At 38.3% G+C, this 24,765-nt stretch carries 23 protein-coding genes; 19 read left to right on the top strand and 4 right to left on the bottom strand.

Translation table 11 applies throughout. From position 1 onward, the window contains the following. Nucleotides 1-5: 5 nt before the first annotated feature. From C794_RS17960 to C794_RS17915, 10 genes are all read left to right on the top strand, one after another. On the top strand, nucleotides 6-230 hold the full coding sequence (locus C794_RS17960) for a helix-turn-helix transcriptional regulator (RefSeq protein WP_017798563.1): 225 nt from the start codon (nucleotides 6-8) through the stop codon (nucleotides 228-230). Nucleotides 231-234: 4 nt separating this feature from the next. After that, nucleotides 235-528: a hypothetical protein gene (locus C794_RS17955; RefSeq protein ID WP_017798562.1), complete on the top strand. Its 294-nt coding sequence runs from the start codon at nucleotides 235-237 to the stop codon at nucleotides 526-528. 25 nt (nucleotides 529-553) lie between these two features. Next, complete coding sequence (locus C794_RS21395; protein WP_420872755.1) at nucleotides 554-727, top strand: FbpB family small basic protein; 174 nt, start codon at nucleotides 554-556, stop codon at nucleotides 725-727. Nucleotides 728-1,187: 460 nt separating this feature from the next. Beyond that, the gene (locus C794_RS17945; RefSeq protein ID WP_017798560.1) at nucleotides 1,188-2,096 is read left to right on the top strand and encodes a dihydrodipicolinate synthase family protein; all 909 of its coding nucleotides are present in this window, start codon (nucleotides 1,188-1,190) and stop codon (nucleotides 2,094-2,096) included. Nucleotides 2,097-2,188: 92 nt separating this feature from the next. After that, nucleotides 2,189-3,202, top strand: coding sequence for a LacI family DNA-binding transcriptional regulator (locus C794_RS17940; protein ID WP_017798559.1), 1,014 nt, complete (start codon nucleotides 2,189-2,191; stop codon nucleotides 3,200-3,202). Between the two features lie 12 nt (nucleotides 3,203-3,214). Further along, nucleotides 3,215-4,177, top strand: coding sequence for a C-terminal binding protein (locus C794_RS17935; RefSeq protein ID WP_017798558.1), 963 nt, complete (start codon nucleotides 3,215-3,217; stop codon nucleotides 4,175-4,177). Nucleotides 4,178-4,192: 15 nt separating this feature from the next. Next, on the top strand, nucleotides 4,193-5,236 hold the full coding sequence (locus C794_RS17930; RefSeq protein WP_017798557.1) for a DctP family TRAP transporter solute-binding subunit: 1,044 nt from the start codon (nucleotides 4,193-4,195) through the stop codon (nucleotides 5,234-5,236). After that, nucleotides 5,236-5,739 carry a TRAP transporter small permease gene (locus C794_RS17925; RefSeq protein WP_017798556.1) on the top strand — a complete coding sequence of 168 codons (504 nt, stop codon included), beginning with the start codon at nucleotides 5,236-5,238 and terminating at the stop codon, nucleotides 5,737-5,739. The genes C794_RS17930 and C794_RS17925 overlap by 1 nt, the downstream gene beginning before the upstream one ends. Before the next feature lie 18 nt (nucleotides 5,740-5,757). Continuing rightward, nucleotides 5,758-7,023 (top strand): TRAP transporter large permease, encoded by a 1,266-nt coding sequence (locus C794_RS17920; RefSeq protein WP_017798555.1) that lies wholly within the window; start codon nucleotides 5,758-5,760, stop codon nucleotides 7,021-7,023. Between the two features lie 249 nt (nucleotides 7,024-7,272). Then, on the top strand, nucleotides 7,273-8,640 hold the full coding sequence (locus tag C794_RS17915; RefSeq protein WP_017798554.1) for an FAD-dependent oxidoreductase: 1,368 nt from the start codon (nucleotides 7,273-7,275) through the stop codon (nucleotides 8,638-8,640). Nucleotides 8,641-8,698: 58 nt separating this feature from the next. Here the strand turns inward: C794_RS17915 and C794_RS17910 are convergent, their stop codons facing one another. Further along, complete coding sequence (locus C794_RS17910; protein WP_017798553.1) at nucleotides 8,699-9,298, bottom strand: TetR/AcrR family transcriptional regulator; 600 nt, start codon at nucleotides 9,296-9,298, stop codon at nucleotides 8,699-8,701. A gap of 185 nt (nucleotides 9,299-9,483) precedes the next feature. On the opposite strand from C794_RS17910, the gene C794_RS17905 reads away from it, so the two are divergent. Both C794_RS17905 and C794_RS17900 read left to right on the top strand, forming a co-directional pair. Beyond that, nucleotides 9,484-10,257, top strand: coding sequence for an SDR family NAD(P)-dependent oxidoreductase (locus C794_RS17905; RefSeq protein WP_017798552.1), 774 nt, complete (start codon nucleotides 9,484-9,486; stop codon nucleotides 10,255-10,257). A 152-nt stretch (nucleotides 10,258-10,409) separates the two neighbouring features. After that, nucleotides 10,410-11,147, top strand: a complete 738-nt coding sequence (locus C794_RS17900; protein WP_026133848.1) for an SDR family NAD(P)-dependent oxidoreductase — start codon at nucleotides 10,410-10,412, stop codon at nucleotides 11,145-11,147. Nucleotides 11,148-11,236: 89 nt separating this feature from the next. Here the strand turns inward: C794_RS17900 and C794_RS17895 are convergent, their stop codons facing one another. After that, complete coding sequence (locus tag C794_RS17895; protein ID WP_026133847.1) at nucleotides 11,237-11,533, bottom strand: 2TM domain-containing protein; 297 nt, start codon at nucleotides 11,531-11,533, stop codon at nucleotides 11,237-11,239. Between the two features lie 161 nt (nucleotides 11,534-11,694). Between C794_RS17895 and C794_RS17890 the strand changes: the two genes are divergently transcribed. The 4 genes from C794_RS17890 to C794_RS17875 all read left to right on the top strand — a co-directional run bounded on the left by C794_RS17890 (nucleotide 11,695) and on the right by C794_RS17875 (nucleotide 16,713). Then, the gene (locus tag C794_RS17890; RefSeq protein WP_017798549.1) at nucleotides 11,695-12,510 is read left to right on the top strand and encodes a cytochrome c oxidase assembly protein; all 816 of its coding nucleotides are present in this window, start codon (nucleotides 11,695-11,697) and stop codon (nucleotides 12,508-12,510) included. A 136-nt stretch (nucleotides 12,511-12,646) separates the two neighbouring features. Further along, the gene (locus C794_RS17885; protein WP_017798548.1) at nucleotides 12,647-15,268 is read left to right on the top strand and encodes a DEAD/DEAH box helicase family protein; all 2,622 of its coding nucleotides are present in this window, start codon (nucleotides 12,647-12,649) and stop codon (nucleotides 15,266-15,268) included. A 256-nt stretch (nucleotides 15,269-15,524) separates the two neighbouring features. Further along, nucleotides 15,525-16,211, top strand: a complete 687-nt coding sequence (locus C794_RS17880) for a YjjG family noncanonical pyrimidine nucleotidase (protein ID WP_017798547.1) — start codon at nucleotides 15,525-15,527, stop codon at nucleotides 16,209-16,211. Between the two features lie 55 nt (nucleotides 16,212-16,266). Next, nucleotides 16,267-16,713 carry an SgcJ/EcaC family oxidoreductase gene (locus C794_RS17875; RefSeq protein ID WP_017798546.1) on the top strand — a complete coding sequence of 149 codons (447 nt, stop codon included), beginning with the start codon at nucleotides 16,267-16,269 and terminating at the stop codon, nucleotides 16,711-16,713. Between the two features lie 134 nt (nucleotides 16,714-16,847). Here the strand turns inward: C794_RS17875 and C794_RS17870 are convergent, their stop codons facing one another. Then, the gene (locus C794_RS17870) at nucleotides 16,848-17,591 is read right to left on the bottom strand and encodes an SDR family NAD(P)-dependent oxidoreductase (protein WP_017798545.1); all 744 of its coding nucleotides are present in this window, start codon (nucleotides 17,589-17,591) and stop codon (nucleotides 16,848-16,850) included. Between the two features lie 129 nt (nucleotides 17,592-17,720). After that, nucleotides 17,721-17,888, bottom strand: coding sequence for a hypothetical protein (locus C794_RS20745; RefSeq protein WP_017798544.1), 168 nt, complete (start codon nucleotides 17,886-17,888; stop codon nucleotides 17,721-17,723). Nucleotides 17,889-18,027: 139 nt separating this feature from the next. Here C794_RS20745 and C794_RS17860 point away from each other — a divergent pair, with 139 nt between their 5' ends. The 3 genes from C794_RS17860 (at nucleotide 18,028) to C794_RS20005 (ending at nucleotide 24,513) form a co-directional block, all read left to right on the top strand. After that, the gene (locus C794_RS17860; protein WP_017798543.1) at nucleotides 18,028-18,546 is read left to right on the top strand and encodes a DUF6141 family protein; all 519 of its coding nucleotides are present in this window, start codon (nucleotides 18,028-18,030) and stop codon (nucleotides 18,544-18,546) included. Nucleotides 18,547-18,887: 341 nt separating this feature from the next. Beyond that, entirely contained in the window at nucleotides 18,888-21,218 is a 2,331-nt protein-coding gene (locus C794_RS17850; RefSeq protein ID WP_017798542.1) for a penicillin acylase family protein, read from the top strand. A gap of 577 nt (nucleotides 21,219-21,795) precedes the next feature. After that, nucleotides 21,796-24,513: a penicillin acylase family protein gene (locus tag C794_RS20005; protein WP_017798541.1), complete on the top strand. Its 2,718-nt coding sequence runs from the start codon at nucleotides 21,796-21,798 to the stop codon at nucleotides 24,511-24,513. Nucleotides 24,514-24,765 lie beyond the last annotated feature (252 nt).

Genomic DNA, 24,765 nt, shown 5'->3' with positions numbered 1-24,765 from the left:
TGTTAATGTCGAATAATTCACCACACATCCGTAATAAAATACATGTATTGAGAGCTGAAAAGAGAATGACTCAACAAGCGTTAGCTAAAGAAGTAGGGGCAAGTAGGCAAACAATCATTGCAATTGAAAAAGAACGATATACGCCATCATTATTATTAGCCTTTCAAATTGCACATGTCTTTGATGTTAGTATTACAGAAGTATTTGAATTTCAACTTGGGGAGGATTGAGTACATGGAAATACTTCAAGCATTGTTTAATGGTCTGGTAGCTATTTCATTGATTGGATTTCTATTGTTTATCTTAAGTATGAAAAACCAAGGGAATGATGAAAGAACAATTTTTCTTTCACAAAAAGTATTCAAAAGTATGTATACAGTTTTATTGTTAGGAATAGTAATAATATTCCTTTTTAATACTTGGTCTGAAATATCTTATCAAGTATTTAAAATGAGTATAAGCATAGTAATATCCTTAAACCTGTTATTAGGTGTGGGATATTGGTTTTATTTAATTAAAAGATATTAAGTCTGGTGGTTATATTGTATTGGAGGTGTTTATAATCCTTAACCATTCGAGAAGAAAACATCTAAGCATCGAGGAACTCATAAAGATTAATTTAGTCGAAGTCACTACTGATAAAGAAACACTTCAAAAAATTGAGGATAGAATTGATAGAAGGCATAAAGTGAATATAGAAAATAAATTTAAAAATACACAAAGGTAGTAGACGCCATAATGGAGAAATGGTAGTAGTTTTACCTATTGGTGTTTAGAATTAATAATTAAAACCGATTTTCCATCTAATTAGAAAATCGGTTTTTGTTTTTAAATCTCAAACTTTACGGGACTTTAGAAAGAAACTCTTTTATTTCTTCTAAGTTTGACGCCGCGGAATGGTTTGCACACTTTTTTCTCGTTTTCACGTTTTTTTTCCTGCCTTTGTAAGGAGTTATTTCAATATATATATCTAACATCTGTGTAATTGTATTTTACATTCTTTTCTAAAAAATAGGGTTGCAATATGAAACCGCTACCTTTATACTTATTGTACAATAAAACGTTTTACTATTACTTTCAAAATATAACTTAAATTATAGTTAAAACAAACTCTTTATATGTATATATTAAGGATTTATTTAGATACCGAAATAATAAAACGTTTTACTAAAAAGAGGAGGGTTTACATGAAACGATTATATGGAGTAACAACAGCTATGGTTACCCCTTTTAAAGCATCTGGAGAGGTAGATCATAACCAGCTCCAACAATTAACTAACTTCTTGATTGAGAAGGGTGTTAACTGCCTATACCCGCTTGGTACGACTGGGGAAATGTTTAAATTATCTATAGATGAACGTAAAGCGGTTGCAGAAACAGTAGTAAAAGAAGCAAACGGTCGCGTGACGGTATTTGTACATGTCGGTGCTATGAATTCTGAAGAAACAATTGAACTAGCAAAGCATGCTGTTTCCATTAAAGCAGATGGAATTGGTGTGGTTACCCCAGCGTTTTTTAGCACAAATGAACGTGAGTTATACCACTACTTTAAAGCGGTATCTGAAAGCATTCCTGCTGATTTTCCAATGTATGTATATAATATACCGCAATGCTCAGCGAATGATTTACCAGTATCTGTCGTGGAAGAACTTGCATCTAATTTTGTCAATATCATTGGTGTGAAGTATAGCTTTCCAGATTTCCACCGTGTTGCAGAGTATACTGCAATAAATGATGCTAATTTCTCTGTTGTCCCAGGTGCGGATAAGCTATTCCTGCCAGCACTTGCCCTTGGTTGTGATGGCGTCGTTTCAGGTGTATCTAGTGTCTATCCAGAGCCATTTGTTGCTATCTATAACGCTTATTTGGAAAAAGATTTGGAGAAAGCGCAACGTCTTCAGCGTTTTGCTGCGAAATATTGCGAAGTACTACGTGGCGGTGCCAACCTGTCTGTTTTCAAGGAAGCGTTAAATTATCGTGGATTGGATGTTGGAGATGTAAGAGGTCCACAGCTTAAAATAACGGATGCTGAGATTACCAATTTATATAAGCAATTAGACGTACTTGCAGAAGAAGGCAAAGAATTACTTGCATAGTAGGCATAACTATCCAACTCTGGTAAACTAGAGAGCGATAATAAATCGCTTTAAGGCGTTATAGATAAACGTTTTACGAAAGGGTTGGGTACATGAAACGAACTACTATAAAGGATGTTGCAAAATATGCTGGTGTTTCCATTGCGACGGTTTCTAAAGTAATTAATAAGAAAGGATATGTCAGTCAAGCAACACGTGAGAAAGTGCAGCATTCTATATCTATCCTAAAATACCAGGTAAATGCTAATGCTCAGAGTTTAAAAGCGTTAAAGACAAAGAAGGTTGCGGTCCTTGTCTCTGATATTTCTAATATGTATCTGATGTCTATTGCTAAAAGAGTGGAGGAAACCATTCGTGCAATTGATTATCATATGATTTTAATGAGTCATAATGATAATCCAGAGATAGAGGCTGAATTATTTCAAATTGTATTACAACAACAAGTTGATGCGATGGTATTAATTCCAACCGGTGCTAACAAGGACATAGTAGAGCGCATGATGGCAAGTGGGATCCACGTAATCGCAGTCGATCGTCGTGTAAATAATGTGGAGACCGACTATGTTGCTGATGATAATTTCACTGGATCTTATGAGTCTATTAAGTATTTACAACGTAATGGTCATTCGAGAATAGGAGTACTGTATGGGCATACGTCTAACACTATTGGAGCTGAGCGTTACCATGGTGCGGTGGAAGCGTTAAAGGAGGAAGGGAATTATGATGAACGGCTTGTGCTACAGGCAAACTTCCGAGAAGAAGAGGCTTATTTAAAAACAATGGATCTCTTGTCACTACCCACCCCTCCAACCGCCATATACAGTTGTAATAACACCATGACACTTGGATTACTACAGGCTGTAAAGGAACGGAACATGAAGCTGCCAGAGGATTTATCCATTATTGCATTTGGAGATCAGGCGCAATGGAAATTATTTACACCAACTATAACGTTAATGACACAGCAGGCACGCCAAATTGGTCTTGAAGCCTCCATGATGTTAAAAAACCGTTTATTAATTGAAGAATCATATCCAATTCGAGAGCGTATCATTAACCCTGTTCTCCATGTAGGGGAAACCGTAACTATGATAAACAAAACGTAAGGAGAGGTAACTATGAAAGTGGTTGTAACCGATATCACGTTTAAGGATTATGAAATAGAGCGTAAGATTTTTGAAGAAATGGGAGTTGAGTTTGTAGTAGCAGACTGTAAATCGACCGCGGATCTTGTCGAAGTTGCGCACGATGCTGATGCATTATTAAATGCTGCTTTCCAATTAACAGAAGAGCGTATAAAACTATTACCGAATGTAAAAGTGATTTGTCGTTATGGGATTGGTGTGGACACAATTGATGTAAAAGCCGCAACGGAGAGAGGTATCTATGTGGCAAATGTACAAGACTACTGCCATGATGAAGTAGCGGACCATGCTTTATCTCTCATCTTAACAATGGGTCGAAAAATCATACCTTTGCATGAAGGGTTGAAGAAGAATGTTCGCTCAACTGTATTTGACCAAACCCCAATTCGTCGTATTAAAACACAAACAGTCGGACTTATTAGCTTTGGAAATATTGCTCGAAATTTAGCTCGGAAATTAAAAGCAATTGGGTATAACGTGATTGCGTTTGATCCATATTGCACGGAGGAAATTGCTAAGGAGTATGGTGTGGAATTGTTACCGCTAGAGGCATTAATGAAGCGCTCTGATGTTATAAGTGTGCATGCACCACTGACCAAGTCTACTCGTCATCTCATTAATGCTGAGATGCTTTCATTAGTAAGAAAAGACGCTTTTATTGTGAATACTGGTAGAGGTCCAGTGATTGATCAAACAGCATTAATTGAAGCGCTTCAGAATAAGACCATTGCGGGGGCAGCGTTAGATGTATTTGAAGTAGAGCCACTTAGTGCAGACAGTCCCCTTTTGGATATGGAACAAGTTATTGTTACGCCACATGCAGCTTTTTATTCTGATGAATCATCGGCAGAAATGAAGCAAAAAGCAGCAGAAAATATAAAATTGGTGCTTGATGGTGATGTACCGCGTTACTTAATCAATAAAGAAATTCTATAAGAGGGTGATCTTTCTATGAGAAAAGTAATTATGTTATTTTCACTTGTTATCCTTTCTTTGGTAGCAGCATGTTCTACCCAGCAATCACAGGGTGAAGAGTCATATGTTATTCGTGTTGGCGGTGGAACAAGTAGTCCAGAGCATTCTCTTTCCAGAACTTGGGCGTTCTTTGAAGAGCGCCTAGAGGAGGAGTCGGACGGCAGGTTTGAGGTTGAATTGTTTATTAATGGGGAGCTTGGTGGGGATCGTGCTTTAACTGAGGCTGTACAGTTTGGAGCAATCGAATTGACTGCACCTTCCACTGGAGCGGTAACCGGTTTTAATAAAACCTTTAATATATTTGACTTGCCATTTTTATTCTCAACTCGAGAACAGACCTATGATATTTTAGATGGAGAGAATGGTCAACAAGTATTGGCTACGTTAGATGATAATAATTTGAAAGGATTAACCTTTTTTGAAAACGGTTTCCGTAATCTGACAAATAGTACAAGACCAATTGAGGCATTAGAAGATGTGGAAGATCTGTCTATACGTACCATGGAAAATAGTATGCATATTGATGCATGGAGAAGTGTTGGCGCAAATCCTACGCCAATGTCCTTTGAAGAATTATATACCGCGCTACAACAAGGTACTATAAACGGACAAGAAAATCCGATGGGCTTGATGAATATTAGTCGGTTTTATGAAGTACAGGATTATTTAACGTTAACAAACCACATTTACAGTCCATATGTTGTCATTATGAACAAACCATTTTATGATGAGTTGCCAAGTGACCTACAAAATGTCTTAAACGAAGTGATACAAGAAGCAAAAACTTACAATCGTGAACTTGCAACACAAGAGGATGTCGATGCACTTGAAAGCCTTAAGGAAAACGGAATGGAAGTTACTGAGCTTGATCAAGAAGAATTGAATCGATTCCAAGAGCAAATGAGACCAATTTATGAGCAATACCGTGATGTAATTGGAGAAGATGTCTATGAATCCTTTCTTGAAGCGGTCAATTCCTATTCTGAAAATGAAGCCAATGAGAAAGGCGATGATAAATAGTGAAACGTTTTACTAAATTAATAGACGAGCATTTGGAAGAATGGATCCTTTTTATACTATTTGTTACAGCAGTATTTTCTATAGGATTGCAAGTGTTTATGCGCTTTGTTCTAGATAGTTCTTTATCTTGGTCTGAAGAGCTTGCTCGTTATACTTTCATCTGGCTGATTTATATTGCGGTGCCATATGGGATTAAAAAGCAACGGCATATTACTCTGGATGTTATTTATGAAGTTGTACCAAATCGTATAAAGAGATACATGGATATTGTAGCTGAAATTCTGGTCGCATGTTTTGCGATATTACTATTGTACTACGGTTCTATTGTAGTATCGATGATTTCGCAGTTTGGTCAGCTTAGTCCTGCACTTGGTTTAAATATGGTCATTGTGTATGCTGCCGCGCCTGTAGGTATGTTTTTAACTGTTATTCGTGCGGTTCAAAATGTTATCCATCACGTACGCGGTTGGCAAGGTACAGAGGGACAAAACGGACTATTTTAATTAAGGAGGAGAAAAACAATGGTTGCATTAGTGCTCTTTGCCGCCTTTATTATATTTATGTTAATGCGCGTGCCGATCGGTATTTCAATTGGACTGGCATGTTTGGTAGCAATTTTTACAAGTGGGACAATCTCTCCACTATTCTTAGCACAAAACTTAATCACCTCCACGGATTCTTTCCCGCTTATGGCAGTTCCTTTCTTTATTTTAGCGGGAGAAATTATGGCCCAAGGTGGTATATCAAGAAGGTTGTTTAATTTTGCTCGGATATTTGTAGGAAATATTACAGGTGGGCTAGGAATTGCAGTTGTACTAACAAGTATGTTCTTTGCTGCCATTTCTGGCTCGGGTCCCGCAACGGTTGCTGCTATTGGCGGGATGGCTATCCCGATGTTAGTAGCGGAAGGATATGATAAAAAATTTGTTACTGCTCTCGTTGCATGTGCGGGTACACTTGGTGTTATTATTCCGCCAAGTATTCCAATGGTGATCTATGGTGTATCATCTGGAGCGTCTATTGGAGATTTGTTTTTAGCCGGTATAGTGCCTGGAATTGTAATGGGGTTAGCTTTAGCTGTTTATGCATATTTCTATGCGAAGGTAAAAGGTTATGAACGTGACCAAACAAAGTTTACTGGGAAGCTACTTTTTAGTAGAGTGAGAGAAGCATTCTGGAGCTTACTTATTCCTGTCATTATATTGGGCGGTATTTATGGTGGTATTTTTACGCCGACGGAGGCAGCTGTAGTAGCCGTAGTATACGGGTTAATAGTTGCCACATGTATATATCGAGAATTGCCACTTTCCAAGATTTATAGCGTATTTATTAAATCCGCACTTACCACAGGTGTCATTCTAATTATTACTGGTACAGCCACTACATTTGGTCGTATTCTTGCACTAGAAAGAATTCCAGAAATGATTGCCAATGGAATTACGGGTATTTCGGAAAATCCTATTATTTTATTGTTAATTATTAATCTATTTTTATTATTTATCGGAATGTTTATGGACACATTGGCAGCTATTATTATTCTAACGCCAATTCTTTTCCCGATCGCTGTAGAAATTGGAGTAGATCCAATACATTTCGGTATTATACTTGTCGTTAACTTAGCAATTGGTTTTATTACGCCGCCTCTCGGAGGGATTTTGTTTGTGGCCACAGGTATTTCAGGTCTATCTATATCAAAAATCTCGAAAGCTGTGATTCCTATGTTTTTAATACTAGTTGCAGTCTTACTCGTAATCACATTTGTGCCAGAAATATTAGTGTTCGGATGATGTTATTAATCCCTTTTTGAAATTTATAAGACCAGCTTTTTATAAATAAATGTAAAGAGCTGGTTTTATATTTTTAAACTACGTATCTAAAGGAATTATTATGAGGAGTACAAAAATTTGCTCAATAATTCACATTTATTATTGTGAAATAGTGAACAAGTTGTTATACTAAGAATATGAATCCTTAAAAAGGAATTCACCTTATTTTGTGAAATACTGAACATAACATAAATTGGAGGGTGTTTCGTAATGAAAGTAGCAGTAATTGGATGTACACACGCTGGAACAACAGCGATTAAAAATATAGTAGACCTTTACCCTGAAGCAGAGATTGATGTATTCGAAAGAAATGATAATGTTTCCTTTCTATCTTGTGGGATCGCGCTTTCTGTAGGCGGTGTGGTAGAGAATCCAGAGGATCTCTTTTATGCTTCTGTCCCACAATTTGAAAGTTTAGGCGTACGCATGCATATGAATCATGACGTGATTGCCTGTGATGTAACGAATAAGCAACTGCAAGCAAAAGATTTGAAAACAGATAAGCACAAAAACTATTCCTACGATAAATTAATTATCGCATCGGGTTCATGGCCAATAACGCCACCAATTCCAGGCGCTGATTTAGATAATGTGTTGTTATGTAAAAATTATGACCATGCTAAAGAGATTATTGAACGTTCCGCATCGGTCCGAAATGTTGTTGTTGTCGGTGCAGGATACATTGGTGTGGAGCTCGTGGAAGCTTTTGAAGAAAACGGTAAAAATGTAACATTAGTTGATAGTGAAGAACGAATCTTAAATCGCTATTTGGATGATATCTTTACCGAACCTGTGGAAGCGAGTTTTGAACAGCGCGGTGTTCAATTAGCACTCGGCCAGACGGTTTCCCAATTTGAAGGAGAAGAAACGGTTGAAAAGGTGATTACCGACAAGGGTGAATATAACGCAGACTTAGTGGTAATGTGTATTGGATTTAGACCAAATACTGGCTTGTTGAACGATCAATTAGACATGTTAGGTAATGGTGCGATCGTGGTGGATGAATATATGCAAACCAGTGCAAAGGATGTCTATGCGGCAGGGGATTGCTGTGCTATTTATAACAATGCGACCAAACAGTCTGCCTATATCCCATTATCAACTAATGCAGTAAGAATGGGGACGATAGCTGCGCATAACCTGATGCGTCCGGTGATGGCCCATCCGGGAACGCAAGGTACGTCCGGATTAAAGTTATATCATCATAACATTGCTTCAACTGGATTAACAGAAAGTGCCGCAAATCTTGCAGGGTTGACGGTGGATAGTGTTGTCTATAAAGATAATTATCGACCAGATTTTATGCCAGAAAACGCCGAGATTCAATTAAAACTTGTCTATGAGGCGGAGACACATCGCATCGTTGGTGCACAGGTGATTTCCGATGCTGACTTCACACAGGCAATCAATACGATTAGTGTCGGTATTGCCAATAACATGACGATTGAGCAATTGGCATTGACCGATTTCTTCTTCCAGCCGCATTACAATAAACCAGTGAACTTCCTGAATGAAGTGGCACTAAAAGCAATGGCGAAGGATGCTGGCAAAACGCAAAAACAAGCCGTTCTTTTTTAAAGGATCGTAACTAGCCACAAGAAGTGTGCATTAAAATAACCGCTTTTTCTGCACGCTTCTATTGTTTTCCTATATATTTCACTGAGGCCATATGGGTTTGAGCTAACATGATAACTTCTTTAATTAATTCTTCTTGCGGCGTCTGGAAACCTGTATGAATCCAATGGGCTAATAGACCAAAAAAGCCATACGCTGTGTATCGTTTAAAGTAATCCATATTAACTGGCAGATCATTAATCGTTTTAAATTCAAACTTCTCCTGATACATTTTAAGTATGATCTGTGGGAACCGGGTATGCAGTTTTGGAATGGTGTCTACATAGTTGATTAAATCATAGAACTCCCGATTATTATAAATCGATGAGATGATATGAAACGAACCTTGTTTTAATAGATCAGTATTAAATTCTCGCTTTAATTTGTATGGTTTCTCAAAAGATTCCTCTAATAACGTGAAATTGGTACACAGAAGATCCTCAGCTAATTCAAATTTATCTCGATAATGAATATAGAACGTACTTCGATTATACTTCGCATACTGCACGATATCTTTTACAGAAACAGAGTGAAACCCCTTCTCTTTCGTTAAGGCAATCAGAGCCTGTTGAAAGTGCATTTTTGTCCGATCTTTTCTCGGGGTAGATTTATTGGTTTGCATTCACTCCATCTCCTTATATATCAAAAAATTTAACGTTACTAGACAATTATACCTAATATGTCTAGTAAATACACAATAAGTGTTTTATTGGTGGTTGAACCCACTTTTCATCGTATTATAATAAATTTGTAAACACTTTCAAATTCAGTGGATTGTCACATTTATTATAATAGGGGGGAAGCAACATGAGTAAATTTCAAGATAAAGTAGTCATTGTTACAGGTGCTGCAGGTGGTATCGGGAAAGAAGTTGTTCGGAAATTAGCGAACGCACAAGCGAAAGTTATATTAGTTGATTTAAATGAAGAAGCAATCAAATCCGTTCAAGCTGAGCTTGGTTTAACAGAAGAGAATAGTCTAGTTGTAAAAGCGGATGTTTCAAATGAAGAAAATGTTAAAAATTATGTGGAGCAAACCATTGCTAAATTTGGTCGCATTGATGGTTTTGTCAATAATGCTGGCGTGGAAGGTCCAGCTAAATCAATTGAAGAAATTACAGAAAAAGAATTCGATTTCGTTTATGGCATTAACGTGAAAGGCGTACTTTTCGGTCTGAAATACGTATTACCAGTAATGAAAGAACAAAAAGCTGGTTCAATCGTCAACACTTCATCCGTAGCTGGTTTAATTGGTTCACCAAGCATGGCACTATACAACTCATCGAAACACGCTGTTATGGGTATGAATAAAGTTGCGGCTTTAGAATCAGCAGCATTTAACGTGCGTGTAAACACGGTAAACCCAGGTGTGATTAATACACAAATGATGCGTAACATTGAATCAAATGTAGCACCAGGATCTGCGGATCAAGCACAAACAGCCTATAACGATGCGGTTCCAATGAAGCGTTACGGAGAACCTGAAGAAGTAGCTAACGTCATTGCATTTTTACTTTCTGATGAAGCGGCTTACGTAAGCTCATCGTCATATACAGTAGATGGTGCTTTATTCAACGTGTGATGAACAAATAACAAACATAGAAGCGGTTCATTAAGGAGTTCGAGGTGAATATTTACTCACTGAAAACGCAGGAATATTGAGTCGTTGGTGCATTATGATGAATGAAATAAAAAAAATACGGAGAACCTAAAAATAAAAAATCGGAGGAATTTATGATGAAATTACAAGATAAAGTGGCCGTTATTACTGGTGGGGTATCTGGAATTGGTGCTGCAACAGCAAAATTATTCGCTTCAGAAGGTGCGAAATTAGTACTTGTAGATATGAATGAAGAAAAAGGCGCTAGCATAGAAGCAGAATTAAAATCACAGGGATCAGAAGCTATTTTTATCAAAGCAGATGTGACAAGTGAAGAAGAAGTGAAAAGCATCTTTACGACAGCATTAGATACTTATGGAAAAGTAGATATTCTATTCAATAACGCTGGAATTGGTGCAGTAAAACCAACCGAAGAACTAAGCTATGCAGAATGGAGAAAAACGGTAGAAGTGGACTTAGATGGCGTATTCTTAGTTGCACAAGGCGCAATTAAAGAATTCTTGAAAGCAGGAAGTGGAGTTATTGTAAATACAGCTTCTATGTATGGTTGGGTTGGATCACCAGGAAGTGCGGCATATAACGCAGCAAAAGCAGGTGTGGTTAACTTAACACGTTCACTTGGTTTGGAATATGCAACACGTAATATCCGTGTAAACGCACTTTGCCCAGGATTTATTGATACAGCAATCCTCGGTGATTCGGATAGAGAAGCTCTAACAACTGCTACTCCGATGAATCGTTTAGGTAAACCAGAAGAAATGGCAAAAGCAGTACTGTTCATGGCTAGTGATGATTCTTCCTTCATGACTGGAAATAGTCTAGTTATTGATGGTGGATATACAGCGCAATAATAGTGAATAAGGAACCCATTTTGACATATGTGCAGAATGGGTTTTTTTACTGTATGGGATACTTTCTAGGTAAAAAAAGGCTCAAAAACCTAATCATCACTAGTGTCCTTATCCATATATTCTTTAATTTTTCTCTCTTCCCAGTTTGGGCCAAATATTCCAAACGAGGATATGGTAATACCATGGGCAACTAAACCAATCCCCCAACCAATAAGTGGATATACAAACCACCAATGGCCAGCTTGTTCATAGTTCAATACATTGATGACGATAAACATGGAATTAATAAGGATAAAAACAATTAAATGAATATAAAATGCTTTAAGCTCTTCCACTTTCTTTTTCGCTCTTACATACTTGTTATCTTCCACTTTTTTCACCTCCATTCTTTATAAACATATGCCTCTGATGGAAAGTAAATAATTTAACAAGTTTAATTTTTCAATTGTCCAACTTTTGAAAATATGATTTTTTTCTTCATTATAACATGTAATTCGTTGTTATAAATCACATGTTATATCAATAATTATAAAAAGGGTATATTTACATGATGAAAAATCAGAAGAGAGGGATGTTTATATTTTATGATATATTCGTTGGAGAGCTACTATCGTGGAATGTTCTATTATTGATTGTCATTATTCTGATTGCTTTCCTTTATGCCCTATCCATCACTTATCTAACCGACATAAAAGTGTATCATCGACAACCTATTTTTTTCTTGCTTAGTTTAAGCTTGTTCTACGTAACCGTGGGCAGTCCATTTACAACGATTAGTCACCTTTCCTTTAGCTTACATATGATTCAAATGAGCATGTTATATTTTATAGTTCCTCCATTACTTATATCAGGGATTCCAACGGCTTTATGGCAAAGGGTATGGAAGTTGTCAAAGTCAGTTAAAGGAAGCAAATGGTTGTCCACTTCCAAGGCCTCATTAATTCTGTTTTCTGTGTTATTTTTTATGTATCACTTGCCGGTTGTGTTAACGTTTCTTTCAAACAATCCCGTTGCTCATCAAGCAATGATATATTTACTTTTACTATTGGCTGTTTTAATGTGGTGGCCATTGGTTTCACCTGATTCGAGACATTTGCTTTATGGGGATCAAAAGAGGACATATGTATCTTTAAGCGGAATCCTCTTAATGCCGGCTTGTCTATTATTTATATTCAGCGCGATCATAGATGGAATAAATAACCCCTTCCTAACACAATTAACTGCTCATCTCTGTATACCTTCTCAATCGTTATCCGTACACATACTCCCCCCACCGTTTCATACAAGGTATGATCAAGGGATGGCGGGTGTTTTTATGTTGGGGATTCATAAGATAGTGTTAATGGTTTTAAAGAGACAATAGGCTGAGTACTATGACATAGAACGGATTGATTGGTATGAAAGTTTTTACTGATTCGTATATAATTGTACTAGTTATATTTCAACTATTTTAACGATTAAAAAATTGTACTTTTGAAGGTATGTAAGGAGACAGTTGTATGGGAAAGTTTCCATCAGATATTCAATTTAAATATCCATGGAGATCGTATCAACAAAAAGTGATCGATGATATGGACAACTTTTTGGATAAACGACATTTGCATTTAGTAGCACCACCCGGTTCAGGGAAAACAGTAATTGGTCTTGAGATGATGCTGCGATTTAATCAAGCAACGCTTATACTAGCGCCAACGATTGCTATACGTAATCAGTGGATACATAGATTTATAGAATTATTTTATCAAAAAAAAGAGAAGCTGGATTGGCTTACAACAGATTTAGAGAATCCGAGGCTTGTGACGGTATCCACATATCAAGGATTTCATCAATGGATAACAAAGGAAAAGGATGTATCCAAGGCATTATTGGCTAAACAAATAAAAACGCTTGTGCTCGACGAAGCCCATCACCTACGTACGGCCTGGTGGAAATCTACCATGCGTTTTAAAAATCAATTGTCCGATCCGGCCATTGTAGCACTTACCGCTACACCGCCTTACGATGTAACGATGCAAGAATGGGGTCGGTATATAGAGCTTTGCGGTGAAATTGATGCGGAGATTAATATTGCAGAGCTTGTTCGAGAATCAGAGTTAGCGCCTTTTCAAGATTATGTGTGGATGTCTAATCCGATGAATACAGAAAAGGAAAAGATCAATCGATTTCGCCGACAAGTTAATGAATATCAGGAACAAATTCGGTTGAATAGTTCATTTATTGAAATCATTGAGTCACATCCATATATCACTGAATCCTCTATACATACGGAAGAGATTTTATCTGAACCGACCTATTTTGTAAGTATGCTTATTTTTTTAAAGGAAGCAGGAAGTGGTGCGTGGGTAGAGCCAGTTAAATTAACTGGAGCAAAGACAAAAAAATTACCGGAATTAAATCTAGAGTGGCTAGAGATACTACTTAGCAAACTGTTATATAAAGAAACCCTCGTTGACATTAAACAACCTGTGCTGGAAGAACAGCGGAAGCAGTTGAAGCGGTTAGGGGCGATTGAACGACAGAAAGTTTTCCTTACTTCCAATAAGCGATTAAATCGAATGCTTGTTCAAAGTCCGTCTAAATTAAATAGTATTGAAGAAATTGTTCGGGTGGAAGCTACTGCGTTGAAGGAACAATTACGGATGGTTATTTTAACGGATTATATCAGAAAAGAAGATTTACCCACACAGGTCGGAGATGAAAAGGAATTGCGCAGGTTAGGAGCGGTTCCTATTTTTGAGAGGCTGCGTAGGGAAGGGTTAGAAATTCCCGTAGGAGTAGTAACTGGCTCACTTTCAATTATTCCAAAAGAAGCACTTATCGAGGTAAATAAACTAGAAGATAAATGGAATATAGATGTAACTAGAAAGGAACTTCCTCATGATCCACGGTTTGTGGAAATCAGCCTGAATTCTACATCGAAACATCGAATGGTCCAATTGATGACCATATTGTTTGAACAAGGACATATCAAAGTGCTGATTGGTACAACGGCATTATTAGGTGAAGGGTGGGATGCTCCTTTTATCAATTCGTTGATACTAGCGTCATATGTAGGATCGTTTATGCTATCCAATCAAATGCGAGGAAGAGCAATTCGTGTGGAAAAAGGAAACCCAACAAAGACTGCAAATATTTGGCATCTCGTTTGCCTCGATTCTACACGTTTTGATGGAGGAGAAGATTACTTATCATTAACAAGAAGATTCGAGGCACTGATTGGTTTAGGCCATACTAAAGGTGTTATCCAATCAGGAATAAATCGGCTAGACTTAGCTGAACCACCTTTCGGAAAGCTGGATATCGATACGGAAAATAAGAAAATGATAGATCGTTCAAGTGAGCGGAATAGGTTATTTCAGAGGTGGAAGGAAGCGGTAGAAGTAGACGGCAAGTTGAAAGAAAAGCTACGTACAGATAAAAGTGTAGTAAAGGTGCCAACTATGTTTGTATTTGGAAATACCATGAAGGGTTTAATGGTCTCTATTGTAGCTACAATTTCTTTTTATGTATTATTCATGCTGATACTATCAGATGGTAATGAAGTAGTTACGGGTAGTACCAAATCAATATTCATATTTGTGACCACTTTTATTATAATTGGTATTATGCTTGCTTCACGTAATATTTGGAAATTATTAAAGATTACTTATAAAAATATAAGTGTAGAGAAAAGCTTGGGACAGATAGGAGAAGTAATTTATCACTCCTTATATGAAGCTGGTTTGGCTGAAACTAATCCAAAAGGTGTTACGATAAAGACAGATGAATTTAGTGCAAACCTATTTTGTTGGGTAGAGGATTGTACAATATATGACCAGAATATATATCTACATTCATTGTTAGAAGTGTGTGATCCTATTCAGAATCCACGATACATCATTCGAAGAGAAGCAAAAGCGCTATTTCGTACGAAGATAGATTATCACGCTGTTCCTTCTGAATTAGCAAAGAAAAAAGAAACTGCCGAGATATTCTTAAAGCATTGGGTAAAACGTCTAGGAAAAGCAGAGCTGATTTATACGAGAACAACAGAAGGCAGAAGAGTACTCCTAGAAGCAAGAACAGATGCGATGTCATCCGAATTTGTTTCGAAGTCACAACAATTATCCGTGTGGGAGTAGTCATGACTAGATGTTATTGCTAAATTATAGGATATGAAAGTACGTAGAAGCTGATTTGATTATAGGTACATATCATCCGTGCTATAATGTGAAATAATAAAGCGCACACATGTGGTTATTGAGTAGTCGCATCAAATTATATTCTGGCAAGAGGGTTAGGAATCCTAGGAAATTAATTACTCACATACCACTATAGTGCATGAGGGATTATTTATATGGTTATTATAACGTATAGTCAAGAAATGGAGAGGTAATTTTGCAAAAGTACAAGACATTATTATTCGACGTAGATGATACATTATTGGATTTTGGAGCAGCAGAAAGGGAAGCGTTACGCTTGCTTTTCGAAGAGCAAAACATACCTTTAACCGCTGAAATCAAAACACAATATAAAGAAATAAATCAAGGCCTCTGGAGCTCTTTTGAAGAAGGGAAATTAACTCGTGATGAAGTTGTAAATACGCGTTTTTCACTTTTGTTTAAAGAGTATGATCGAGAAGTGGATGGGGTGTTACTGGAAAAGAAATATCGCAGCTACTTAGAGGAAGGAAAACAGCTTGTTGATAGAGCCCTTGAACTGATAACAGACTTACAGCCTAAATATGAGTTATATATCGTGACGAACGGTGTTTCAAAGACGCAATATAAACGCTTGGGCGCTTCGGGACTGCATCCATTATTTAGAGATATTTTTGTTTCAGAGGACACGGGCTTTCAAAAACCAATGAAAGAGTATTTTGATTACGTATTTACGCGAATTCCTTATTTTGATGTGAACCAAGCATTGATTATCGGAGATTCTTTAACTGCGGATATTAAAGGTGGACAACTAGCCGGACTTGATACATGTTGGTTAAACCCGGATAAGAAAGCCAATAACACAGACATCGTTCCAACCTATGAAATTCAAACACTCGAGGAACTTTATGGTATTTTGAAATAAATAGGTTACGAATTTAAGATAGTATTGCAAGGATCCTGATAGAGGAGGTATGAATATGAATGATTCATTCAATCAAGAAGTCCAAAATCTTTATCAAACACTAATAGACGCGTGGAATAAACGCGATGCTGAAGGAATGGCTAGTCTCTTTACAGCACAAGGAGTACAAATTGGATTTGATGGAAGTAAGCTAGTAGGGAAGAAAGATATATTATCGCACCTTGTACCAATTTTTGAAAACCACCCTACCCCTCCTTTTGTTACTAAAGTAAAAAATATACGGATTCTAGGGAACGATACTGCGATTTTACACGCTATTGCAGGGATGATCCCTCCTGGCAAAAAAGAGATTGATCCATCGGTAAATGCGCACCAAACGCTAGTTGCGGTGAAGAAGGATGATGAATGGCAGATTGAGCTCTTTCAAAATACGCCAGCTCAGTTTCATGGTAGACCAGAGTTAGTAGAGGAAATGACCAAAGAGTTAATGGAAATAGTTTAGTAATTTAATTTAAAAGACACAGGTAACCAAGACTGGAATACCGAACATAGATAAAAAAGAATCCCTCACACAAGGCTAATTTTTATGACGGATTCTTTTATTATCAGAAACGATTCTAAATCTAATCGTTCTATTTATATCGCCGTATACCCGCCATCTACGTAAACGGTTGTACCGGTAACGAAGTCATTTTCTGCCAAAAAGACAACTGCATGTGCAATCTCTTCAGGATTGCCAAGACGACCAATCGGATGCTTGGCTATAAGACCATCATAGAAGTCGCCTAATTTTTCTTTATTGACTAGGCCTGATTCAATAAATCCGGGCGCGACGGCATTTACACGGATATTGCGATCTGCATATTCCAATGCAACGGATTTGGTAATTTGATTGACTGCGCCTTTACTTGCTGTGTAAGGAATCGATGTTGGCTCACCGACTGTACCTAAAATAGAGGAAGTATTAATAATCACACCGCCATTTGTCTTTATCATTTCGCGAAGTGCATATTTAATGCCATAAAATACACCATCTTGGTTTACCGCAATAACCTTTTTGTAATCTTCATCGGTTAGTTCGTGTGTCGGCTTTTGAATGCCAATTCCAGCATTGTTGAAGATGATATCTAATTGGCCAAATGAATCCACGGTTGTTTTCACAAGGTTTTCTACAGATTGTTCATCTCCTACATCAGTGCGAACGAATAACACGTTTTCATATGTTTCTTTAAATTGCTCTTCGACACCTTTACCAGACTCTTCATTGTAATCGGCGATGACGACTTTCGCCCCTTTTTTTAAGAATGCCTTTACGGTTGCTAGGCCAATCCCTGAAGCACCGCCTGTAATGATGGCCACTTTATTTTGTAAATTTGTCATAACTACATCCCTCCAAATGTTCAAAATGTGAATCACTTCTAAAAATATAAGAATCCAAGTGCCACTCGAAATAGCTGGTCAACTAACTATCCAATTCTTGCCACGTCTTTCCGTCGGTGTTGTTTCGAACTACTTCTTTAAAGGATTTAGCGAACTGTTTTTTGGTTGTGCCTGTTGTGCCCCATATTGTGGAGATGGTTCCATTCCACTTTCAATAATATCTTCCAAGATTGCTGGATTCTCCGTTTCATTTTGCACATTTTTCATGTGTTTTTTATACGATTCATCATCTCGCATTATTTATTCACCTCTACGTTTCCAATTTGTTGCGCTTAGCATTTCCTAAGGAAATTGGTACTATGCAAAAATGATTTGGTTTTAGAATTCATATTATAAAGTGTAAAATAAAAGAAAAATAGGAAAAGGAAGCGATGCTATGAAAATGAACGATAAAGTTGTATATTGGGAAGTTCAGCGTCAGCGGCAATTTTGGGTTTGGGCAATTGTTTTATTATGCACTGCCATTATGTGGTACGGGTTCATTCAACAAATTATTTTTGGTGTTCCGTTTGGAAATAATCCTGCTTCCGATGGAACAATGATCGTAATTTGGGTAATTTTCGGGGTAATCTTTCCTGTTGTTATGTTGGGTTTTTCAAAGCTGACTACTGAAGTGCGTCATGATGGTATATATATTCGATTATCACCTTTTCATATTCGTTATAAGAAATTCCTTTTTAAAGATATATATGATTATAAAAGCATTACGTACAGTCCAATCAAACAGTTTGGTGGAATTGGAATAAGGATAAATATGAAAGGTGAAACAGCTTATAACTTGTATGGGAAAAAAGGTATAGAGTTGAAATTAAAATATGAAACAGTGGTGATTGGGACGCAAAAGCCAGATGAATTCAAAGAAGCCTTGGATGTAGTGTGTAATAAACAGAAATGAGAGGGTTAATAAGAAGTGAAGGTTATCGGAATTACTGAGAAGTGGACATCCATTTTCCATAGAGTTAATAGAGCAGTCCTATTGGCCAATTCAGTGGTGATTCAATTTGTTCTCACTGAATGACTTACAGGTTATACGCTGTGTATTCATTTCCTAGAATTGTACAGATATTCGTCCTCTATCCACCTTGCCCATCTACCCTAAAAAGTGCTATGATTCTCTTAAACTGAAATATTTCAAAAAATTATGTAAATAAGAGAGGTCTTGCTAATGGGGGAAAGACAGGAAGCGCAAGTGTCGCAACCAAAGAAAAAGCAAGCATCAGTAAAAAGAAGATTATATTGGGTGGATTAAGTTCAGTATTTTTACTCGTACTTATTGCAGTTTTATTTGTAAACGAATACATAAACAAATCACTACCACAGACAGAAGGTACGATCAAACTGCCATTGCTGGAAAACGAAGTAACCGTGATTACCGATCAAGATGGTGTTCCGCATATTAAAGCGGAAACTGCCAGAGATATGTATATTGCACAGGGCTACATTCAGGCAGACCGGCGTATGTTTCAAATGGAAATGTCGCGAAGACAAGCGTCTGGTACATTAAGTGAAGTAGTCGGAGAAGATGCGCTGAATCAAGATAAGTATTTTCGTACACTCGGGCTGCGACGGGCGGCAGAAGAATCGTATGAGGTGTACTCGAGTGATTCTGTGGAAGTGCTGGAGTGGTTTGCCTCCGGGGTGAATACCTACATAGAAGAAGCCAAAGCGAACAATACCTTGCCGGTGGAATTTACACTGATGGGATTTGAACCGAAAGAATGGACACCGGTGGACTCATTGACAATAGGAAAATATATGGCATTTGACCTTGGTGGGCATTGGCAGCAACAAGCGTTCAACTATTACCTGTTGGACAACTATGAAGAAGAAAAGGCATATGAGTTGTTCCCGGCCTATCCGGAAAACAAGCCAACGATTATTCAAGAGGATGAAATCGATATCGCAGCGAGTTTTGAGCATGCAGTGATCCCGCATCCGTTCAACGGCAGCAACAACTGGGTGGTGAGCGGTGATAAGACGGCGTCTGGTCTGCCGCTGTTGGCAGATGATCCGCATCTCGGGTTGGCAACTCCATCTATATGGCTACAGATGCATTTGGAATCAACAGATGGACTGAATGTGAGCGGGGTTATTTTTGCGGGTGTTCCAGGAATTATCCTCGGGCATAATGATCAGATTGCTTGGGGCGTAACCAATACCGGTCCAGATGTGCAGCAGTTATACATCGAGCAGCGTAATCCAGACAATCCAGATGAATTTCTTTTTGAGGATGAATGGGAAGAAGCAACGATTATCGAAGAACCGATTAAAGTGAAAGATGGAGACACGGTCGACTATGAAGTAGTCGAGACGAGACATGGGCCAATTGTATCCGAATTTGCCTCCGAGACTGGGAAGGATACGGTACTTTCTTTAAGATGGACGGCACTCGATGCCACTACAGAGCTCGAAGCGATTATGGAGATGAACAGAGCCACGAACTGGGAGGAATTTGAACAAGGGTTAGAAAAGTTCCTCGTACCAGCTCAGAACTTTGTATTTGCCTCGAATGATGGAACGATTGCTTATAAAGCAAATGGAAAAATTCCAATTTATGAAGATGGCCACGATGCGCTATTGCCACTGAATGGCTGGGAAGCAGACAATGAGTGGCAAGGCTATATTCCTTATGATGAACTGCCAATAATCGTTAATCCGGAGAAGGGTTTTATCGCAACTGCTAATAATCAGATTGCACCAGACAGCTATCCGTACCATATCAGTAATGTGTGGGCACAGCCGTATCGCTATGAACGGATTGCAGAAGTGTTAGAAGCGGGTGATAATTTTACAGCAGAAGATATGCAAGATTTACAAATGGATCAAACTGACTTAAGAGCACGAGAATTTGTACCGATTTTCCAAGAAGTGTTGGCAGATACCGATCTTACCAAGCAGGAACAAGAAGCATTGGAATCCTTATCGGGATGGGATTTTGTAGCAGATAAGGAGGCACCGCAGCCACTTATCTTTGAACATTGGATGCAAGCAATTCAAAGTACCATTTATCAACAGGAAATACCACAAGTGATGCGAACATTATTTTCTACACAATCCCAATCCACCGAAAACGTATTACGAAAAGCAGCAAGCGGTGAAGAGTCACAGTGGATAGAAGAAAAAGGCGGTATCGAAGTAGTATTGCACGATGCGCTAGAGAACACGATGGAAAAACTAACAGAAACGTATGGAGAAGATATAGCTGCTTGGGAATGGGGCGATTACCACCAAGTGCAATTCCACCATCCTTTATCGGGCGTGAGTCCTTTGGTGGCATTTTTCTTCAATAATGAAGATGCGATCCCCGTTGGTGGGAGTGGTGTAACACCAATGGCGACAAGCTATGATACCGAAACCGGCGAGGTCGACCACGGCGCTTCCTGGAGGTTTGTGATTGATACAAGCGACATGCAGTCTGGCTACCATATTGTAGGCCCAGGCCAGGACGGTCATTTTCGCAGCGACTGGTACCATGACCAAATGAGCGACTGGGTCGAAGGAAATTATCACGAGACCCGGATAGATGGTGTAGAAGGGAAAGAATTGATGTTGGAGCCGGGGAAATAGGTCTTTCTCTGAAAGGAACGAATAATTTAATCAATTTATTGAATTGCATTATAAATTTAAAAAATAAATTTTCTACCTAAGAAAGAACAGCTCTAGTAAATAGGGCTGTTTTTGAATTCCTCCATATTAAGCCGGTATCCCTAAATAGTAAGTATTACATCTTGTTTATTCTAAATTATACCAACGTTGTCAACTATATCTTTTACTTACAATAAAAATAATCCATTTACTACAGTGTCTACTAACAGACCTCCCTAGTAGACCTATTGTACTGGACGTAATAGGTATAATAGATTGAATTTTTAAAATTTATTGACGCTGTATATAACGGTTGCTATAATCAAATTGAAAATACTGGAAATTTGTTGGGAATACTACTAGCAATTTAAAGCCAATTTTTCCGGTTATGTACGTTTGAATAGGTGTGGAATTGTACACCGATGAAATTTTGATTTTATCGAGAAAGGAGTTCAAAAGATTAATAAAACGTGCTGAAAAAAGATAGACACAAGAAAGGTGAAAAAGAAAATACAGAACAGGGGATGCGTAGGGATCATATTTTATGAGGAGTGAGTCCATGAAGAAAATATTTGTATTTGCGCTTATTTGTATGCTTTTAATGACACCTTTTTTATCTAGTTTTACTAGCACGACGAGTAATGCCACTTCAAGTGTTATGACGACCATCCATGAACTGGAGGGACTGGAAAAACCGGCAGAAATACTCGTCGACAACTGGGGAATCCCGCATATTTATGCGTCTTCTCAAACAGATGTTTACTTTGCTCAAGGATTCAATGTGGCACGTGACCGTTTATGGCAAATCGATTTATGGCGAAAAAATGGATTAGGGGAACTATCGGAGGTACTTGGTCCAGAGTATGTCGAACAGGATAAGGCGAAGCGATTATTCCTTTATCGAGGAGATATGGAGGAAGAATGGGAAGCATATGGACCAGAAACCGAGGAAATTGTAACTGCTTTTACTGAAGGGATTAACGCATATGTTGAAATGACGGAAGCGAATCCTGAGTTGCTGCCGGATGAGTTTGATATTCTCGATTACGAACCATCGAAATGGGAACCGGAAGATGTCGTTCGTATTCGTAGTCATGGATTAACGAGAAATATTACTAATGAAGTAGCGCGGGCGATTACTTTACGTGATCATGGGCAAGATGTTGAAAGCGTTCGAAAAAAACTCCAACCTGATTGGGAGACAGAAATACCAGTGGGGTTGGATCTTGAGGATATTTCCGAAGACGTATTGGATACGTATCAATTAGCAACGAGTGGAGTGAATTTTGATAACGTTGGAAATGGAGCTGAAGGGCTGGAGAATGTGGAGACACAACTGACGGCGGAAACTGGAAACTTAAATGAACAGATTGAACTTGAATCTTCACTTGGAAGTAACAACTGGGTAATTAGCCCGGAAAAGTCGGAAACAGGGCGTCCAATTATGGCTGATGATCCGCATCGAGCTGTTGATGTTCCATCTTTGCGTTATATTACTCATTTATCTGCGCCGGGATTAGATGTGATTGGAGGCGGAGAGCCAGTCTTGCCAGGGATATCGATTGGGCATAATGGGACGAGCGCGTGGGGACTAACGATTTTTTCCATTGATCAGGAAGACCTCTATGTATATGAAACCAATCCAGATAACCCATCGGAGTATCGCTATGAAGATGGGTGGGAATCGATGACTTCGGTTTCCGAAGATATTGCGGTAAAAGATGGAGAACATCAAGTAACCGATTTAGAGTTTACACGCCACGGTCCGGTTATTTATAAGGACGAGGAGAATAACCGTGCATATGCAGTGAGAGCAGGGTGGTTAGAACCAGGAATGGCTCCATATTTGGGAAGCTTATCGTATATGGGAGCCAAGAGCTGGGACGAATTTTATGAAGCAATGAATCGATGGGGATCGCCATCCGAGAATCAGGTCTATGCGGATGTAGAAGGAAACATCGGATGGAAACCAGGCGGTCTAACCCCAGTTCGAGACAATTGGGATGGTCTTTTACCAGTACCGGGTGACGGGACGTATGAATGGGATGGTTTTCTCGATCAAGAGAACTTACCCCATGAGATTAATCCCGACAGAGGTTGGATAGGAACAGCCAATGAGATGAATTTACCGAATGATTACGATTATGAAAAATATAAACTGGGATTCGAATGGACAGCTCCATTTCGCTTTCAGCGGATAGAAGAAGTCATGGAAAGCAATCAAAAAATGGGAATTGAAGACTCGCTTCAATTACAAACTGACTATACATCCATTCCAGCAAAAAGTGTCGTCCATTTACTTAATGATATCGAACTGGATTCATCGGATGAAAAGGTAAATGAAGCATTGGAATTGTTGCGGTCGTGGGATGGTGAATTGTCTGTAGAAACGACAGCAGGCACCTTGTTTGAAGTATGGTACCAATATCATTTAGGTGACGCGGTATTGGCAGAGATTATGTCGGAAGAAGCTGCGGAATATATTGGTTCTGGTGATCCGCTTGTCATCTTGGACTTATTAGAAAATCCAGATGAACGTTTCGGCGATAATCCCGTAGAAATACGTGATGAAATTTTGCTTTCTTCATTAGATAGTGCGATTGATCAAGTAGAGGAGTTACTAGGGCCGAACATGAATGAGTGGCAATGGGGAGAGTTAAAGCATGCATATTTAGATCATCCTTTAGCCGAATTAGTTGGTGAGGAACAAGCTGCCGATATGAATATTGGTCCTCTGCCACGTGGTGGAAGTGGAGATACGGTCGGCGCATCAAGATATAATTCGAATTTCCAGCAAGTACATGGTGCTACATTCAGGGTGGTTGTCGACGTTGGAGAATGGGATAATTCGATTGCGATGAACAGCCCTGGACAATCAGGCGACCCTAACAGTAAGCACTATGACGACTTATTTGATAAGTGGGCTAATGACGAAGCAATTCCATTATTATATAGCCGAGATAAGATAGAAGAAGCCACCGATCAGCGGATTATATTACTGCCTGACTTAGAAAATAATGTATCAAGTATAGAGATGCTAGTAGAGCACTTTGAAACAGAAGAAGAATTCGCAGATGAGGACACTGCCCACTCATTAGAGGTTCACTTGAAGGCTGTCAGGCAGTTTGAGAAACAAGAAGATGCAGAAAAAATTCTTAAGCACATGAATGGATTCGTGGACTTACTCGAACACCACTATGATGACGATGCGATCTCTGATTTTGCTTATCACACGCTACTGCATCAAGCAGAAAACTTTATACAGGAGTGGGAGTAGAATAGTTGAAGAATATAATTAGTAGTTAGTTAAAGTGCAATAGAAGATTCGATAAATTTAATGAGAAATCGAAATAACCACCTTTATTAGCCATCAGGCTGGGGGTGGTTATTTCTTTTAACCAAAAACAGCTTGAGAATGTGAAAAAGTAGTGAATAGAGCAGCTCTAAAAAAGAAACATATGTAACCCATTAATATAAAAATGAATAAGTAGAATGATCTTGGGGAGAAATAAAGTGTAATTAAATATAT

Origin of the sequence: Oceanobacillus kimchii X50 (assembly GCF_000340475.1) — a bacterium.
GTDB classification, from domain to species: Bacteria; Bacillota; Bacilli; order Bacillales; family Amphibacillaceae; genus Oceanobacillus; species Oceanobacillus kimchii.
The sequence above is the reverse complement of the archived record's forward strand: the minus strand, read 5'-3'. Positions and strand labels throughout refer to the sequence as shown.

Coding starts and splice junctions, on each gene's coding strand:
- C794_RS17960 (WP_017798563.1), top strand. CDS start 6: ATGTCGAATAATTCACCACACATCCGTAATAAAATACATGTATTGAGA.
- C794_RS17955 (WP_017798562.1), top strand. CDS start 235: ATGGAAATACTTCAAGCATTGTTTAATGGTCTGGTAGCTATTTCATTG.
- C794_RS17945 (WP_017798560.1), top strand. CDS start 1,188: ATGAAACGATTATATGGAGTAACAACAGCTATGGTTACCCCTTTTAAA.
- C794_RS17940 (WP_017798559.1), top strand. CDS start 2,189: ATGAAACGAACTACTATAAAGGATGTTGCAAAATATGCTGGTGTTTCC.
- C794_RS17935 (WP_017798558.1), top strand. CDS start 3,215: ATGAAAGTGGTTGTAACCGATATCACGTTTAAGGATTATGAAATAGAG.
- C794_RS17930 (WP_017798557.1), top strand. CDS start 4,193: ATGAGAAAAGTAATTATGTTATTTTCACTTGTTATCCTTTCTTTGGTA.
- C794_RS17920 (WP_017798555.1), top strand. CDS start 5,758: ATGGTTGCATTAGTGCTCTTTGCCGCCTTTATTATATTTATGTTAATG.
- C794_RS17915 (WP_017798554.1), top strand. CDS start 7,273: ATGAAAGTAGCAGTAATTGGATGTACACACGCTGGAACAACAGCGATT.
- C794_RS17910 (WP_017798553.1), bottom strand. CDS start 9,298: ATGCAAACCAATAAATCTACCCCGAGAAAAGATCGGACAAAAATGCAC.
- C794_RS17905 (WP_017798552.1), top strand. CDS start 9,484: ATGAGTAAATTTCAAGATAAAGTAGTCATTGTTACAGGTGCTGCAGGT.
- C794_RS17900 (WP_026133848.1), top strand. CDS start 10,410: ATGATGAAATTACAAGATAAAGTGGCCGTTATTACTGGTGGGGTATCT.
- C794_RS17895 (WP_026133847.1), bottom strand. CDS start 11,533: ATGGAGGTGAAAAAAGTGGAAGATAACAAGTATGTAAGAGCGAAAAAG.
- C794_RS17890 (WP_017798549.1), top strand. CDS start 11,695: ATGATGAAAAATCAGAAGAGAGGGATGTTTATATTTTATGATATATTC.
- C794_RS17885 (WP_017798548.1), top strand. CDS start 12,647: ATGGGAAAGTTTCCATCAGATATTCAATTTAAATATCCATGGAGATCG.
- C794_RS17875 (WP_017798546.1), top strand. CDS start 16,267: ATGAATGATTCATTCAATCAAGAAGTCCAAAATCTTTATCAAACACTA.
- C794_RS17870 (WP_017798545.1), bottom strand. CDS start 17,591: ATGACAAATTTACAAAATAAAGTGGCCATCATTACAGGCGGTGCTTCA.
- C794_RS20745 (WP_017798544.1), bottom strand. CDS start 17,888: ATGCGAGATGATGAATCGTATAAAAAACACATGAAAAATGTGCAAAAT.
- C794_RS17860 (WP_017798543.1), top strand. CDS start 18,028: ATGAAAATGAACGATAAAGTTGTATATTGGGAAGTTCAGCGTCAGCGG.
- C794_RS20005 (WP_017798541.1), top strand. CDS start 21,796: ATGAAGAAAATATTTGTATTTGCGCTTATTTGTATGCTTTTAATGACA.